This window comes from Algoriphagus boseongensis, from assembly GCF_004362805.1.
Classification (GTDB): domain Bacteria; phylum Bacteroidota; class Bacteroidia; order Cytophagales; family Cyclobacteriaceae; genus Algoriphagus; species Algoriphagus boseongensis.
This window is the reverse complement of the sequence record NZ_SNYF01000005.1, coordinates 1,745,161-1,761,102: the sequence shown is the minus strand read 5'-3', so window position 1 is coordinate 1,761,102 and position 15,942 is coordinate 1,745,161. Positions and strand designations below refer to the sequence as shown.

The 15,942-nt window shown below is 41.8% G+C and carries 10 protein-coding genes and 1 pseudogene; 4 read left to right on the top strand and 7 right to left on the bottom strand.

The window, feature by feature from the left end; translation table 11 throughout:
- Positions 1–115 precede the first annotated feature (115 nt).
- The 4 genes and pseudogenes from DFQ04_RS07590 to DFQ04_RS18425 form a co-directional block, all read right to left on the bottom strand.
- Positions 116–790: an ABC transporter ATP-binding protein gene (locus DFQ04_RS07590; protein ID WP_133554262.1), complete on the bottom strand. Its 675-nt coding sequence runs from the start codon at positions 788–790 to the stop codon at positions 116–118.
- A 7-nt stretch (positions 791–797) separates the two neighbouring features.
- On the bottom strand, positions 798–2,054 hold the full coding sequence (locus DFQ04_RS07585; protein ID WP_133554260.1) for an ABC transporter permease: 1,257 nt from the start codon (positions 2,052–2,054) through the stop codon (positions 798–800).
- Positions 2,051–3,193: an efflux RND transporter periplasmic adaptor subunit gene (locus tag DFQ04_RS07580; protein ID WP_243739647.1), complete on the bottom strand. Its 1,143-nt coding sequence runs from the start codon at positions 3,191–3,193 to the stop codon at positions 2,051–2,053. Before DFQ04_RS07580 ends, DFQ04_RS07585 begins: the two co-directional genes overlap by 4 nt.
- Positions 3,194–3,256: 63 nt before the next feature.
- Positions 3,257–4,465, bottom strand: a pseudogene (locus tag DFQ04_RS18425) (serine hydrolase domain-containing protein).
- 76 nt (positions 4,466–4,541) lie between these two features.
- Between DFQ04_RS18425 and DFQ04_RS07565 the strand changes: the two are divergent.
- Positions 4,542–5,378, top strand: a complete 837-nt coding sequence (locus DFQ04_RS07565) for an alpha/beta hydrolase (RefSeq protein WP_133554254.1) — start codon at positions 4,542–4,544, stop codon at positions 5,376–5,378.
- 6 nt (positions 5,379–5,384) lie between these two features.
- Here the strand turns inward: DFQ04_RS07565 and DFQ04_RS07560 are convergent, their stop codons facing one another.
- A complete protein-coding gene (locus DFQ04_RS07560) occupies positions 5,385–5,873 on the bottom strand; it encodes a VOC family protein (protein ID WP_133554252.1) in 489 nt (162 codons plus the stop codon).
- 12 nt (positions 5,874–5,885) lie between these two features.
- Positions 5,886–8,045 carry an alpha-glucuronidase family glycosyl hydrolase gene (locus tag DFQ04_RS07555; protein ID WP_133554250.1) on the bottom strand — a complete coding sequence of 720 codons (2,160 nt, stop codon included), beginning with the start codon at positions 8,043–8,045 and terminating at the stop codon, positions 5,886–5,888.
- A 155-nt stretch (positions 8,046–8,200) separates the two neighbouring features.
- On the opposite strand from DFQ04_RS07555, the gene DFQ04_RS07550 reads away from it, so the two are divergent.
- Together DFQ04_RS07550 and DFQ04_RS07545 are read left to right on the top strand one after the other, a co-directional pair.
- Positions 8,201–11,449, top strand: coding sequence for a UvrD-helicase domain-containing protein (locus DFQ04_RS07550; protein ID WP_133554248.1), 3,249 nt, complete (start codon positions 8,201–8,203; stop codon positions 11,447–11,449).
- Positions 11,446–14,283 (top strand): PD-(D/E)XK nuclease family protein, encoded by a 2,838-nt coding sequence (locus DFQ04_RS07545; RefSeq protein WP_133554246.1) that lies wholly within the window; start codon positions 11,446–11,448, stop codon positions 14,281–14,283. The genes DFQ04_RS07550 and DFQ04_RS07545 overlap by 4 nt, the downstream gene beginning before the upstream one ends.
- A gap of 32 nt (positions 14,284–14,315) precedes the next feature.
- On the opposite strand, the gene DFQ04_RS07540 is transcribed toward DFQ04_RS07545, so the two are convergent.
- On the bottom strand, positions 14,316–14,768 hold the full coding sequence (locus DFQ04_RS07540; protein WP_133554244.1) for a YciI family protein: 453 nt from the start codon (positions 14,766–14,768) through the stop codon (positions 14,316–14,318).
- Between the two features lie 609 nt (positions 14,769–15,377).
- Between DFQ04_RS07540 and DFQ04_RS07535 the strand changes: the two genes are divergently transcribed.
- Positions 15,378–15,737 (top strand): response regulator, encoded by a 360-nt coding sequence (locus tag DFQ04_RS07535; RefSeq protein WP_133554242.1) that lies wholly within the window; start codon positions 15,378–15,380, stop codon positions 15,735–15,737.
- Positions 15,738–15,942: the final 205 nt, after the last annotated feature.

Below are 15,942 nucleotides of genomic sequence, written 5' to 3'. Positions count from 1 at the left end.
AAATGACGGACTGGTTGATGCGATTGATGTTGATTTTCCATGTCTTGAAAGTTGTGTAACTCTCAAAAACGGTCAATCTATTTTAGACCTTTACAAGCTGAATACTGCCCACTGCCTACTGCCTAATTACTCGCCCATCTTTCATTTCAATAATTCGATCAGTACCCTCTGCAAATTCGGGATCATGGGTAACGATCAACATGGTCTGCTTAAATTCTTGAGCTAACTCTTTGAATTTATTGAATACGATGTCGGAGTTTTTCTTGTCGAGATTTCCTGTAGGTTCATCTCCCATGATCAAAAGCGGATCATTGATCAATGCTCTGGCGATGGCGACTCTTTGCTTTTGTCCTCCGGAAAGCTGATTGGCTTTTTTGAGTGCATGGTCCTGCATGTCAAAAATCCTAAGCTTTTCCATTGCTCTGTGCTCCAATTGCTCTCGGGAATATTCCCCCAATTTCAATCCCGGAATCATGACATTCTCCAAAACTGAAAATTCATTGAGCAGGTAATGAAACTGGAAAACGAAGCCGATTTTCTTGTTTCTGAGGTGGGAGAGGTAGTTGTGAGGCTTTCCAGTGATCAATTCCTCATCCATATATAGCTCGCCTTTATAGTCCGTATCCATGGTGGACAGGATGTATAATAAGGTGGACTTTCCACAACCTGATTTTCCCACTACCGAAACAAATTCACCTCTATCTACCTTGAAACTCACTTTTTTTAAGACCTGGGTTTCGGTAGGATTGTAAAAAAACTTGTCAATATTTCTTGCTTCCAGTACGGGCATAAAGCATTTATTTACCGCGGATGATTTCTACAGGATCGATTCCAGATGCTTTTCTGGCAGGGAAAAATCCCGCAAAGTAAGTGGTAATCAAACTGAAGGTGCCACCTATGATATAGTATTTAGGATTGTAATCCACGGGAAAAGTCTTGATCGTAGGAAGGGCTTCCGTTTCAAATGGAACCTGATCTATGCCAAGCCCAGCCAGAAATCCAAAGATCAAGCCCAAAGTCCCTCCAACGATTCCAATGGCCAAGGCAATGGAGATAAAAATTCGATTGACATCCTGGCTATTGAATCCTGTGGCTTTTAATATGGCTATGGTATCCAGTTTTTCATAAATCATCATGTTCAGGATATTGTAAATCCCAAAGCCTGAAACTACCAAAAGGGTAATTCCTACGGCATAGCTGATTAAAGTTCTGATTTGAGTTCCGGTTTCAAATTGGGCATTCACCGTCTGGATATCATCTGCGTCAATCTGAAATATTCCCCCCAATTCTTTTGCCATGGCTGGAGCTTGATTGAAGTCTTTCAGCTTGACTTGGATGTCTGTGATATAAGAAGATGGTTCACCAAGCATTTTTTGGACAGTGGTGATAGAAGCATAGCTATTTACATTGTCAAAGTCCCCCAATCCACTTTGATAATAGCCCACTACTTTCAATTGAACCCGATTACCTTGAGCGGTGGTGACTTGAATGACATCTCCGATTTCTGCCATCATCCGATCCGCTGCTCCTTTTCCGAGGATAATGGTGTTGATCTGATTGAGGTCTTGATAATTTCCTGCCGTCACATAATCCGTAAATGCGAAGAGTTCGGCTTCTTTTTCTACTTCAATTCCATTTACAATTCCTGTCAAGTCAATTGTTCCAACATTGAAAAAAACCTGAGCAGAAATCTTAGGGCTGACACCCAAAACACGGGAATCTTGCTCCAGATTTCGAATTATGTTGGAGCTATTGTGAATGGCCAGTCTGCTTGTGCTCGGTTTGATGGAGCGAATGATGTTGAGTGAGTTTTTGAATTCAGGACTTTGGTCAATCGGTTGATTGGGATTGGGTTTGATTTCATTGTAAAAGCGGATATGAGGCGTTCGGTTGAGCACCAAGCCATCAAGCATGGAATTCAATCCATTCATAAAGCCCAGTAAGGCTACAAACATGGTGATGCTAAACATTACCCCAGTTGCGGCAATCAAGGTTTGCTTCATTCTGGCAAACATCAAGGCCTTCGCTATTTCCAAAATCAAGGACCACTTCATTTTCCAGGCTGGATTAATTCAGTGGTTGAGCTGATTCCTTCCAGAATTTCAGCGTATTGATAGGTTTTGATTCCTACTTTCACCGGAATCGTGTCCCCATCTACGGTAATCACCTCATTGTCATTCCAGAGGTAATTTCTGGGAATAATCAGGGTATTCTCCTTGGTTTGGGTGATGATATTAGCCTCCAATGTAAGGTTGGGATAAAGTCGGCTTGGACCTTTGGTGAAAACCGCCTCAACTGTAAAGGTCTTACTTCTGCTATCCATAATCGGATAGATTTTGGTCACTTTTCCTTCAAACACTTCCTCCTTGAAGCTATCCATTTGGATCATGACTACCTGATCTTTTTTGACCTTGGCAATATCGTACTCATCCACTTGGAGCTCAAGAATAAACTCTCCGGCCTTTCCGATTACAGCCAAAGGAATCTGTGGACTTACCATTTCCCCGATCTCTTTGGGAATAGAATAAACCACTCCTTCAATTTTACTTTTCAGAATGTACTCTTCCTCCAAAACTTCACTTATGCGGAGATTTTTACTTGCGCTTTTGGAATTGAAGTCAATTTCCCTTTTCAAGTCTCGATATCGAAGTAGGGCGGATTCGTAGCTGGTCTTGGAGTTTTTATAATTCAGCTCCTTTTGCTCCAAATCTACCGCTGTGCCGATTCCTTTCGACCAGAGGTTTTTGGTGCGAACCCACAGCAGGGAATCATTTCGAAGTTTGCTTTTAGCTAATTCGATGGAAAGTTCCAGATCCTTAAGCCGAGTTTGATTGGCTTGCTGATCGGCGTAATTCTGCGCAAGCTGGGCATTCTCTCTCCTCAATTTTTCGGCTTCACTGAAGATTTTTAGAATTGGAGTGCCAATAGCTACTGTATCCCCTTCCGAGACAAAAATCTCCTGAATTGGACCATTTGCCAAAGCAAAAGCCTCATACTGGTCTTTCGCCTTGATCAGGCCTGAAGCGTAGACTGATTCGGTAATGGATTGAGTAGTTGGGGTGATGGTTGGGGTGTCAGACGTACCACAAGAAAAAACCAAAACTCCCAGACTTAGAGCCAGTGTTCCAAAGAGGATTTTTTGTTTACCAGAACCAGACATATGCATGAAACCGTGAATTGTATTGGTTGTCAAAGTAGGGATTTTTTAAAACGGAAAGGGTGATAAATATCATTTTCCATCCTTTGGGTCCCTCACTTATTCAATAGCCTGATAAACCATTTGCTTAAACTTGTTTTCATAAAACCCGCTAAATGGAGTCAGCTGGGTCATGAAAATTGCGACCGTATTTTCCTTTGGATCTATGAAGAAGTAGGTGGAATATGCCCCACTCCAATAAAATGTTCCCTCCGAACCAAGCGCATTGGTCGCTGCCAAATCATCCACCACTGCGAATCCATATCCAAAACCTTTTCCAGGATCTCCAAAAAGCCCATCCTCATGAGGTAGAGTCATCAGCTCTAAAGTCTTTGAACTGATAAATCTTTTTCCATTCCACTCTCCCCCATTGAGAAGCATTCTTGCGAAAAGGGAATAATCCTGAGCGGTTGAAAATAGTCCGTGAGTTCCTCCAAAAACCGTATTTCCAGAGGTTGGTGTTTGATTTTCGGTTTTGATGAGTTCTCCTTCCTTGTCATAGGCATGAAGTTGAGCCATTCTTGGTTTTTGGGAATCACTGAGATTATAGCCTGTATCCTTCATTTCAAGTGGACCGAAAAGTCTTTCCTGAAGAAAATCAGCCAGGTTTTTCCCGGAAATCACCTCGATCATTCGTCCCAAAATATCCGGTGAGGCAGAATAATTCCACTGCTTTCCGGGTTGTCCCACTAATGGAAGTGAAGCCAGGGTTTTAACCCTGCTTTCCAGATTCTTTTGTGGAGCATAGTAAAGTGCGTTTCGGACTTCCTCGTCAAGTTTGCTTGCAGAAAGTCCATGGGAAAAGCCTGCGGTATGGCTTAATACCTGGGCAATTGTGATCTGAGAATTTGCCGGTACTAACCCGCCTTCTGATCCCTTTGATGGATCTACGGCGACTTTTTATTCCTTGAATTCGGGTAAATATTTCGAAACCGGGTCAGTTAGGAAAAAGTGACCTTCCTCATACAGCATCATAAATGCAGTAGTTACAATGGGTTTGGTCATGGACTGGATATAGAAAATCTGGTCTGTGCGCATTGGCTTTTTGCCGGCAATGTCCGAATAGCCCAAAGCGGATTCATGTACCTTTTCTCCATCCTTATAGATCAAAGTGACTATGCCCGGCAGCTTTCCTTTTTCTATTTCACTTTGAAAAAACTCGTCGTAACGGTCTAGCCTTTCGGATGAGAATTTGGATTGGGAGAAGCCTGGAATGCTGAAAACAAGAGCAAAAAATAAAATCAGGATAAGGTTTTTTGAGTTTTTCATGGTTAGGAATGTTGACTTTTCCCAAATTAATTGAAATACCGCACTTTTAGTATCTTCATGGGCAAACAGATCGGATATGAATCATTTTGAGACCAGCTATTCTACCCATGACGGGAAAAAATTATATCTCCAAGCTTGGATGCCAGAAAACCCAAAGGCCAGCTTGCTCTTGGTTCATGGCCTAGGGGAGCATAGCGGGAGATATGCGCACCTAGTTGAAAAGCTGGTGGATGCTGGAGTTGCTGTTTTCACCTTTGATGGAAGAGGGCATGGAAAATCTGCCGAGGGAAAGATTAGCGCCTATTTTGACTCATACGAAGATTATCTGAAGGATATCGATGTGCTTTATGGCAAAGCTAAAAACTACCTTAAAGGTATACCCAGCTTTATCTATGGGCATAGCATGGGCGGAGGATTGGTTGCGGCTTATGTTTTGAAATACAAGCCTGAAGCCACAGGAGTGGTTTTAAGTAGCCCAGCCATCAAGGAAGCCGAAGGAACTTCCAAAATTCTGATTGCACTTTCTGGCTTGATGAACCGATTTTTACCAAAACTCAAGGCAGTCAAATTGGATATTTCGGGAGTTTCTAGAATTCCCGAGGAAGTAGAAAAATACATTTCCGATCCCCTGAATTATCAGGAAAATATACCTGTTCGAACCGGCTACGAATTGTATCAAATGATGCAGTTTATCCAGCAAAATGCGGGTCAATTCGAATTGCCTTTTTTACTGATTCATGGAGACTCAGATCGACTAACCAATCCAATGGGCTCGGTGGAGTTTTTTAAGCAGGCCAAATCATCCGATAAAACCTTCAAGCTTTTTTCCGGAGGCTATCATGAACTGATCAATGATTCGGATAGGGAAGAGGTGATGGAATTGATCAAGAATTGGGTTGGCGATAGGATTTAAGCCCTTTCACTCCGCTAATCTCAATAAACCGGGAATATCCAGTTGTCGGGTATACATGACCAATTCCCCATTTTCATCCTTTGGCCAGAGTTCCTTAGGCCTATCCCAATACAATTCTACTCCGTTTTCATCTGGGTCATCTAAATAAATAGCCTCAGAGACTCCATGATCAGCTGCACCTGAGAGAGGATAGTTGGCATCAATTAATCGGTTTAAAATGATGGCCAAATCCTTTCTCGTTGGGTAAAGAATGGCGGTATGAAATAAGCCAGCGGCGTTTTTGGGCGCCGGAATTCCTCCTTTGCTCTGCCAGGTATTTAGTCCGATATGATGATGGTAACCTCCAGCAGAAATAAACGCAGCATCTTTTCCATACATGGTAACCAATTCAAAACCCAACAAACCACAATAGAAATCCAAGGACTTTTGAATGTCACTTACTTTCAGGTGAACATGTCCAATTCTCGTGGAAGCTGGAATAGTATAGTTTTTCATGACTGGGAAAGATTACCACCTAGGCCGGATACCCGGTGCGAAAGGGAAATCCAAGCTTTTGTAATATTCCAGATCCCCTTCAGGCTTTTCGATTTCTGAAGGAAAAGGCCTATTGGAGAAGGTTTGGAAATAAAGTAAACATGCATTTCTCCACCATTCTGCTTCCTGAACCTGGATGGCTAGCAATTGACTAATGTGTGAAAATCTTTCTGGGTCTATCTGGCCTTCCAAGGAATCCCAAGTTGACTTCATTTTTCTGGCAGATTTTACTCCTTGGTCGTAATGCAAAGCGATTTCATTCCATAGCGTGTTACCCGATTTCATCCTGTAATCCCATGGAAGGTGATGAAACCAAAGCAGATATTTTTCCGGAATTTGGGTTGGGTCTGACCAGGAATTGGCGATTTCCGGCGCATATTGAGCCAAAGCATTTGAACCTGAATCTGTCCGATCGAATCCAATACCCAAACTGTCTGCCCGATGATAATACAGGGAGGTCCAATCCGCACGACCACCTTCAACCCAAGGACCTGGACCATAATGATGGCTTCTGCCCATGATGTGATGCAAGCCAAGTGGAGTCATGTAATTCACCGCTGCTTCATGGGAATCCAGCATAATTTCCTTGATTTTGGCATTGGAATCTGGTTTTTGACCAAAGGTCATTTTAATCCATTCAGAAGCAATTTCCTCTGAGCTCAAGTATGGATCCCAAGCCAATCTTCCGAAAGCAAACCAGTTGGATTGGGCCATTAGGTGTCCGGTCCAATTACGGTCAGTGCCGATATTAGACACGCCGGCCATTAGCGTAAGCTTTTGGTTTGAATCGCTTCCATCTACAATTCCTGCTACTGTTGAATTAGAACTTGGGCTGTAAGTTTTGGTATCCAATACCTCTTTCCACATAGGAGCGAGGTAAACCAATTGGGTTGCCTGTCCCAAGTATTCTTGGGTAATCTGAAATTCCATTCCCAGGTTGGTGTTTTTAACCGCTCCAAAGAGTGGGTGGAAGGGTTCTCTGGGCTGGAAGTCAATTGCCCCATTTTTTACTTGAATGATCACGTTATCCCTGAATTTTCCATCAAGCGGAACGAATTCCAGATTGGCCTGCTTATGCCGATCTTCATCGATTTCATGGGAATAGACAAAAGCCCTCCAAATCAAAATCCCACCATGCGGAGCCAAGGCATCAGCCAACATGTTTGCTCCTTCGGCATGGGTTCTTTTGTATTCATGTGGGCCTGGCTGTCCTTCCGAATTGGCTTTAACAAGAAAACCTCCAAAATCAGGGATAAAAGAATACATCTCGTCCGTTTTCTTTTTCCAGAAGCTAATTACTTCAGGATCTAAAGGGTCAGCTGTCTTAAGTCCTCCGATTTCCATGGGTGCAGAAAAGCGAGCAGTCAGGAAAACCTTGATGCCATAAGGTCTAAAAAGGTCCGCCAAAACCTTTGCCTTTTTCATAAAATCAGTGGTCAGGATTCTCGCATTTGCATTGACATTGGTGAGGGAAACCGCATTGATTCCCAAGCTTGCATTGGCTCGGGCATATTCGATATATCTAGGATCGATGTAGCCGGGAAGCTTGTGCCAATCCCAAATCGAAAAGCCTGCATAGCCTCTTTCAACGGTTCGATCCAAATTATCCCAATGGTTGAGCATTCGTAGTTTAACCTTTGGATAATCAGATTTTTCTGATTTTAGATTGAAAGTTTCGGTTTGAATACTTTTTAGCCAATCAAACACCCCATAGAGTACTCCAACAGGCTTATTTCCTATGATGGCGTAATAGGTATTTCCCTGAAAATCTATAGGTCCTCTCCAATATCCATCTTCGTCCAACTTCTGAATTTCAACCTGCTGCTGAAGGCCCAAGACCTGACTTAATTGTTCTCTCGTACCCAACCAGAGCTTGGTTGGGTTTAGTCGTTCAGTTCGGAAAACTGGGTCTTGATTTACCAGCTTTAATCCTGAAATAGCCAGTTCTTTTTTGACGATATCAAAGGTTGGGTTTTGACCAAAAAAATAAACTCCGCTAAACAAAGAGCTTACTTCATTTCTCAGTTGGGGATTGGAAATGGGCTGATAATCCAGCCAAAGTTCATAGCCATCCTTGGCCTGGGCTCCTAAGGAAAATAGAATTAAGAAAAGTATAGAGAATAGGTTTTTCATGGGTTTGAGAATTAATCGCCTTCAAAATGCCCAAAAATCAGGGTATTTACAACGCATTTTCTTTGAGGGGTTTTCCGACAATATTCGTCGAAGTCCTCCAACTACCAAAGGAAAAACCAAAGGCTTTTTTATCTTCGGACATTGACTTTTTTTCCATGGATCACAAACCCTTCATTATTTACAAATCTTCCGCTGGCTCAGGGAAAACCTATACCCTGACTTTGGAATACTTAAAGCTTGCCCTTCAGCATCCCAAATCGGCCTATAAGCAGATTCTGGCAGTCACTTTTACCAATAAGGCTACTCAAGAGATGAAGGAAAGGATTTTGAAAGTGTTGGGAAGATTGAGCAAGGAAGTGAATCCTAGTGAGCCTTTAGATCAAAAATTAATGAATTCCTTGGGCTTGGAGCCATCTCAGCTTCAGTCCAGAGCCAGAGAGACTCTGCTACATATCCTTCATGGCTATGGATTTTTTGCAGTAAGTACCATTGACTCCTTCTTTCAGCGGGTGATTAGGTCTTTTGCCAGAGAGATGGATTTGCAGGCAAAATTTGATCTGGAACTCGATACGGATGCGGTCTTGGAGCGACTGGTGGATAGGATTGTGGAGAAAGTCACTCAGGATAAAAACCTTCGAAAATGGCTCGTGGAATATGCTGAGGAGCAAATAGAGGACGAAAAGTCCTGGGATATTCGAAGTGGAATCAAAAGCCTTGGGCAGGAGATATTTAAAGAAAGGTTTAAAGCCTATCGAAGCCTATTTCAGCAAAGTGTAGCCAAGGAAGGATTCTTGGGAGATTTCCGAAAATATATCCGTGAGGAGCGTGCCAAAGCTATCAAGGAAGCTGAGGCAATGAGGCAAAAAGCGGAGGAAATCCGTGCGACTTTCGGTTTGGAATGGCTGGATTTTAAGGGTGGATCCAGAGGCTTCGCTTTAAATTTTTCCAGACTTGGAGATCCTGAAAATCCATTTTCCAAGCTGGAATCTACAAGAATTGAGAAGTTGAATGAGTTTTCCGAATGGAGTTCCAAAACTTCCAAGTTATTGTCCCAAATAGAAAGCGCTTATCAAGAAGGCTCATTAATTGGTATTCTAAACCAATTGCCTGAAAAGCAAAAGCATTGGAATACATTGCAAGCCTTGCATAAGAACCTGAATGCTTTTGGAGTCTTCAGGGATTTGATTTTGGAATTGAGAGAACTCAAAGAAGAGGAGGGAATTTTGCTGATTTCTGATGTCAATGACTTTCTTCAGGAAATCACCAAAGACAATGACGCTCCTTTTATCTATGAGAAAATCGGGAATCAGTACCGCAATTACCTGATCGATGAATTTCAGGACACCTCAGATTTTCAATGGACGAGTTTTAAGCCTTTACTGGAAAACTCACTGGCATCCGGAAATACCAATCTGCTGGTTGGGGATGTCAAGCAATCCATTTATCGCTGGAGAGGGGGAAAGCTGGAATTGCTCTTAACTGACGTTCAACAGCAGATTCGAGAAGACTACATCAAGATTGAAAACTTGGATACCAATTACCGAAGCCTTCCAGGGATCATCCAGTTTAATAATTCCCTTTTCACTGCTCTTCCTCATTTGATGCAGGAAGGAATGGAGCGGGAATTTGGATTAGATCCCAAAAATCTGCTTCAGGAGGCCTTTCATGAGGCAATTCAGAAGATTCCTGAAGAAAAAAAGAGCTTTGACTTTCAAGGGAAAATCCGTTTGGAATTTGTCCAAAAGGAAGCTAGTTCCAGATATTCCTCAACTGAAGAGGAGGAGGATGAAGATGAAGATGATGTTTTGAGTAAAATTCCTCCCTTGTTGAAAAAGCTTCAGGATCTAGGGTATGAGTTAAAAGACATTGCTTTCTTGGTTCGGAAAAATGCCCAAGGTGCCGAAATAGCCGATTATTTGATGACCTATGATCGTGAGCATCCAGACTCTGGGTATCGATTTGATGTCCTTTCAGAAGAGTCTCTCTTTTTGGATAAATCAGCTGCAGTGAAATGTTTGGTGGCCTTGTTTACCTATTTGAGCAATCCTGCTGATCGCGTTTCTATCAAAACTGCTTGGTACTATTATGCCCTTATGCATGAAATTCCATTTTCGCATGCGCTTTTTGAAAAGGATAAACTCGCTCCTGAACTCCAGTCAAAAGATGCGGAGTTGAAGTCGAATCTTCAAAATCTGCTTCAATTGCCCCTTTTGGAGCTATTGGAGGAATGCATTGAATTTTTGGATTTGATGAAAACCAGAAGCGATCTGGCATACATATCGGGATTCAAAGAGGCGGTTTTTGATTTTGTGAAAAAGAATCGGGCTGACTTGATTGGATTTCTGGATTGGTGGGAATTAAATAAAGGGAAAAGGACCGTCAAAATCCCCGAAGATCACGATGCCATGCGGATTTTGACGATTCACAAGTCCAAAGGTCTTCAATACAAAGTGGTTTTGATGCCATTTTTGGATTGGAAAATTGTAGCTACTGGATTGCAGGCTCCGGTGATTTGGTCTCCATTTGGCACTGAAAACGGACTAGAAACTGTCATACCCCTCAGCCATAGCACATCTTTGAAGAATTCCCTTTTTTCCAAAGCTTATGAGGATGAGATCAGATTGGCTTATTTGGATTCTTTGAACATGCTCTATGTGGCCTTCACTCGGGCGGAAGAGGTGATTTGGGGCCATTCTAATTTTACCAATAGCCAATCCAATGGTGTTTCTCAAAAGTCTACAGGGAATATTCTTTACCAGCTGTTTTCCTCGGGTTTTCAGATTTCTGAATTCGGTTCAAATCAAAGTTGGGACGCCGAGAATTTGATTTTTGAAGCAGGAGAATGGGGAAATAGCCCTGATAAAAAAGAAAACGGAGCCTTTGTCCCAAGATCCTTGCGTTGGGAATCCCATGACTGGAGAAGTAAGTTAAAGACTAAGAAAATGGCTTGGGACTTTTCTGGTTCCGGCCTTCAGGCAAGAGCCCAAAGAAAGTTGGGAGTGATCGTACACGAGATCTTGGCGGCTTCTCAAAATGAAAAAGATGCGGAGCTTTTGCTTCAGCAATATACTTTCGAAGGTCGTCTGGATAGTCAAACCGCAGAGGAAGTTGGGGGGCAGCTAAACAAGCTTTTTTCACTGAGCCAATTTCAAACCTGGTTTGGAAAAGAATATCAGGTTTTAGCTGAGCAGGGGATTTTACTTCCAGGAGGGAGCCAAAAGCGCCCAGATCGCATTTTGATCGGGGAGAATAAAATTCTCGTAGTGGACTTCAAAACCGGAGAAAAATATCCATCCCATATCCAGCAAGTCAAAGAATACATGGACTTGGTGGCGAAACTCAGTCCTAAACGGGTGGAAGGATTCCTTTGCTACCTAGAACCTACCGAAATTATCGAAGTATGATTCCTTTTTTGAAAGATACTGCGCGGCAAATTCTAGATTCTCAAAGAGATTTGAAGGATTTGGTGATCGTGCTTCCCAATAGGAGAGCGGGTTTGTTTTTTACTCGATACTTAGGCGAACTGATCGAAAACCCGGTTTGGATGCCTGAAGTCAGGACGATTGAGCAGGTGTTTTATGGGCTGGCAGGAAATACTCCGGCGGATGAGTTGACCCTGATTTTTGAACTGTACGAATTGTATCGTCAGATTCAGGAAGAGCCCGAGGATTTTGATCGATTTTATTTTTGGGGTGAGTTGATTCTCAAAGATTTTAATGATCTGGACCAGTTTATGGCTCCCGCCAAAGTCGTCTATCAAAATCTCGCAGAAATCAAGGAATTTGAGTCTGACTTAAGCTTTTTAACGGAGGAGCAAAAAGAGTTGATTTCTCAGTTTTGGTTGGCTTTTGCCAGACAGAATGAGCAGGAAAAGGAAAAATTCCTTCGGTTTTGGCAGATTCTGGGCCGATTGTATGATGACTTTCAGCATCGCTTGAAGACCGCCGGTTTAGCTAATTCGGGCCAGTTGTATCGGCAAGTGGCTGAAAACCTAGATCAGATACCCGGGCCTAAAAAGCATTATATTTTTGTCGGTTTCAATGCTTTTACGTTGACCGAAGAAAAGCTCATTAAACATTTTGTCAAGGAATTTGGAGCTGAGGTTTTTTGGGATTTGGACCAATATTATCTCCAAGATCCCCTCCAAGAGGCAGGTTTATTTTTCAGGGATTATCAAAAAGACAAAGTCTTTGGCAAAACCTTTCCTGAAGAAATTCCAGATCAAATCCGGCAAAAGAAAGATCAGATAAAAATTCATTCAATTCCCCTGAAAACCAATCAGGCCAATCTGGTTGGGAAGCTGTTGGAAGCGATTTCGGAAGAGGAGCCTTTGGAGGAAACGGTGATTATTCTGCCAGATGAGCAGCTGCTTTTTCCGGTATTGCATTCCCTTCCTGAGCAAATTGATAAGCTCAACGTGACCATGGGATATCCGGTCAGAAATGCCCCCGTTTATGCTTTTTTGGATGCGGTATTGGAGCTCCAGCGCTATGTCAAGGAAAAAGAAGCAGGAATTAGTTTTTACCATAAGCCGGTGACTGACCTCCTGTCTTTTCCCTACTTGATGGGAAAGGATGAGGACCATTTTTCGGCCTTGCTGGAAAAAATCAAAAAGGAAAATATACTTGAGGTACCTCAGGAATTGCTTTTGGGGAATTTGGAGATTTCCCACTTGGTATTCCAAAAAGTAGCTCCTTCTGATCTTTTTGACTATTTGGGGAAATTAATTGAGCATTTGGCAAAGGAACTTCAAGAAGATGAGGTTCAGCGAAGCTATTTGTTTCAGGCCTACAAGCAACTCAATCGAATTAAGGAGATTTTCCATTCCAATTCTTCGCATTCCCTGAAAATGGACTTTGTACTGAAGCTGTTTAGACAAATTTTCAGGGAGCTGAAGTTGCCATTTGAAGGCGAGCCCCTGCAGGGACTTCAGATCATGGGGGTTTTGGAGTCGAGAAACTTGGATTTCCGAAGAGTAATCATTTGCGACGTGAATGAGGGTAGTTTTCCTCCTGGTGGAGGAATCAATTCGATGATTCCATTTAACCTGAGAAGGGCTTTTGGACTGCCGGTTCAGGAACAAAACGATGCGATCTATGCCTATACCTTTTATCGCTTGCTGCATAGAGCCGAGGAAGTCCATTTGATCTACACTACTTCAGCAGATCAGGGGAAAGCAGGAGAAATGAGCCGTTTTATCCAGCAAATGCAAGCTGAAATGGAGGTTTCCAAACCTGAGATTGTCTTGGTTCCTGTGGGTTTGACCCCTTCAAAGGAAATTTCTATTCAAAAAACTCCTGAGGTTTTGGAGTCCATGAAGGTCTTTTTGGCGAAAGAAGAATCAGAAGGATTTACCAAGCCTCTATCTGCTTCGGCCTTGAACATGTATCTGGACTGTCCCCTGAAATTCTATTTCCGATATGTGGCAGGACTGAAAGAAAAAGAGGAAGTGGTGACAGAAATCGATCCTTCTACTTTCGGTACCATTTTGCATGGGGCAATGGAGCATTTGTATGGATTGGGAGAAAACAATCCACCAAGGAAAATCGATAGCCATGAGTTTGATCGATTGATTCCTCAAGTTCCTGCAGCAGTAGATTTGGCTATTCGGGATTTTTATCAAGTTCCTGAAGGCCAAACCATGGAGTATTCAGGTCAGCTGGAGATTGCACGGGAGATTTTCAAAAAGTATCTCCAAGCCATTTTGGAATACGATCAGAAGAATGGAGAATTTACAGTATTAGGTGTAGAGATGAATATTCCAGCTAAGATTCCGGTCACCCTGAATTCCGGAGAAGTAAAAGTGGCTCTTGGAGGAGTGATTGACAGAGTTGATCTTAAGGATGGCATGGTTCGACTAATAGATTATAAAACCGGAAAGGACAACAAGAAGGTTAAATCAATTGCTTCCCTTTTTGACCGAAAGGAGAAAAACCGAAATAAGGCGGCTATGCAGACTTTGTTGTATGCTTACTTTTTCCAATGGAAGCATCCCGACAATCAAAAGCCTCTCAAACCAGGAATTTTCAATATCAAGGAAATCTACAACCCAAAATTCAATCCATTTCTGCAACTGAATGGAGAGGAGATTCAGGATTACAGGGAAGTGGAAGGGGGATTTATGGAAGGAATTACCAATCTATTGACTGAGATTCTTAATCCCGAGAATCCATTTAATCAGACCGAAGATTTGAAAAAGTGCGAATATTGTCCATACAAGGAGATCTGTGGGAGATAGGTTATTGATTTAGGATAAGTTTGGAAAATCTCCTAGAAGCTTTTTTTAGCGATTTTTTCATGGAGTTCATTGACCATCAACAGAGCTGCTGAGCCATACCATTCTTTCAAATCCATTTTCAGGACCCCGGCCTTGATAGCAGGATCAGTTTCCGTCAAGGCTTTAGCTTCTTCAATACTTTGGACATCGAAGATGTAAATACCCCGAAGATCTTCATTTCCGAAAAATGGACCAGCCAAAACCAGCTTTCCCATTTCGGCCATTTTTCCAATATTGGCCATATGGCCTGCTTGAATTTCTTGTCTTTGCTCGGCGCTGTATTCGCTTATCCGATCCCCCCGGAGGAGGAAGGCCATGACGTATTTTTTCATTCCCAACTCATCCGCTCCCAGCTTAGTTGCTAAGGGCTCGTCGTATTGATTTTGAGAAAAACAAAGGGTGGAAAATCCAAGTAAGAGCGAGAGGGAAAACAGTAATTTCTTCATGTTGCTTAGGGTTTTTGAGTGGGTGAAAATGGGCTAAATTCTAGGTGTTCGTTGATAAGAAAACTATCTTATCTGGACAGGAAATTAATCGAATTGACTAGGCATAAAATAGCAAATTTTTAATGTTATAAACCAAGGTATATGGGTTTGGAATTTTCTATTTCTGTAATTCGGATTCATGAAGAGCTTATGAAATTAGGGTAGGGGAGCCTTGGTTTTTTCAAAAAAGTAGCCCCTCAAATTCAATGATTCTAGAATAGGCAAATCAGTTTCTTTCATCCAAAAGGGAGCGTTTCGATGAAAAATTATGGCCTGATCCTTGCAATTTCTAAGAGAATCCAAAATAATAATGGATGCCTTTGAGCACCTAAAATCCCTCCATTCTTATTTAATTTTATGATTTATTGAATAGGATTTAACTAGCTGATTTAAAATAGGATAAGACTGGTTTAGATAATACTTAATTTGCCGAGACTAAAAAATTTAGATTGAGCTAAAAAAGAAAGTTTCCATCCTTCTAAGTCCAACCAAGCTAGATATACCGTTTTTAATTTTAGTTTTAGATTTAAATAGACCTAATCAAGAAAATCGCAAGAAACCAGTTTTTCCATGCCAACTATTGCCTACCTAGATGACGACAGGATTCAGCATATTTTGATGAAGAAGCTTTTCCAGATTCATCTACCTTCTTTCGAAGTACAGACTTTTTCAAAACCAAATTCTATGGAAGATTGGCTTGGAAATAACGTGGTGGATATCATTCTTTCCGACCTGAATTTGGAAGGAGAATCTGCTTGGGATTGGATTGAAAGATTTACCAAAATTTCGTCTGCCCCTTTGGTTTTTTTGACAGCTCATGCTACTCCAGAAGACCTGGGTAAAATGGCTGATTTCCCTCAGGTGAAAATGATTTTTGAAAAGCCTCTTGCTGAGGATGACTGGCAAAAAATTGCTGGAATGGTATCCTGAAAAATGTCCCAACTTTTAAATAGAATTCTTTAGTAACGCGTTATTGCAATTAGTTTTTATTCAGGAAACGAAGGAAAATTTAAAAAGGAATTAACCATTTATAATTCAAAAAAACTCTTGTTCGGGCAGGGGATGGTTTTAATTTTGTTTTCTTTGTATAGCTTGCTTGATAGTGAACAATTGGCAAGTAGATAGCTTCTAAAAC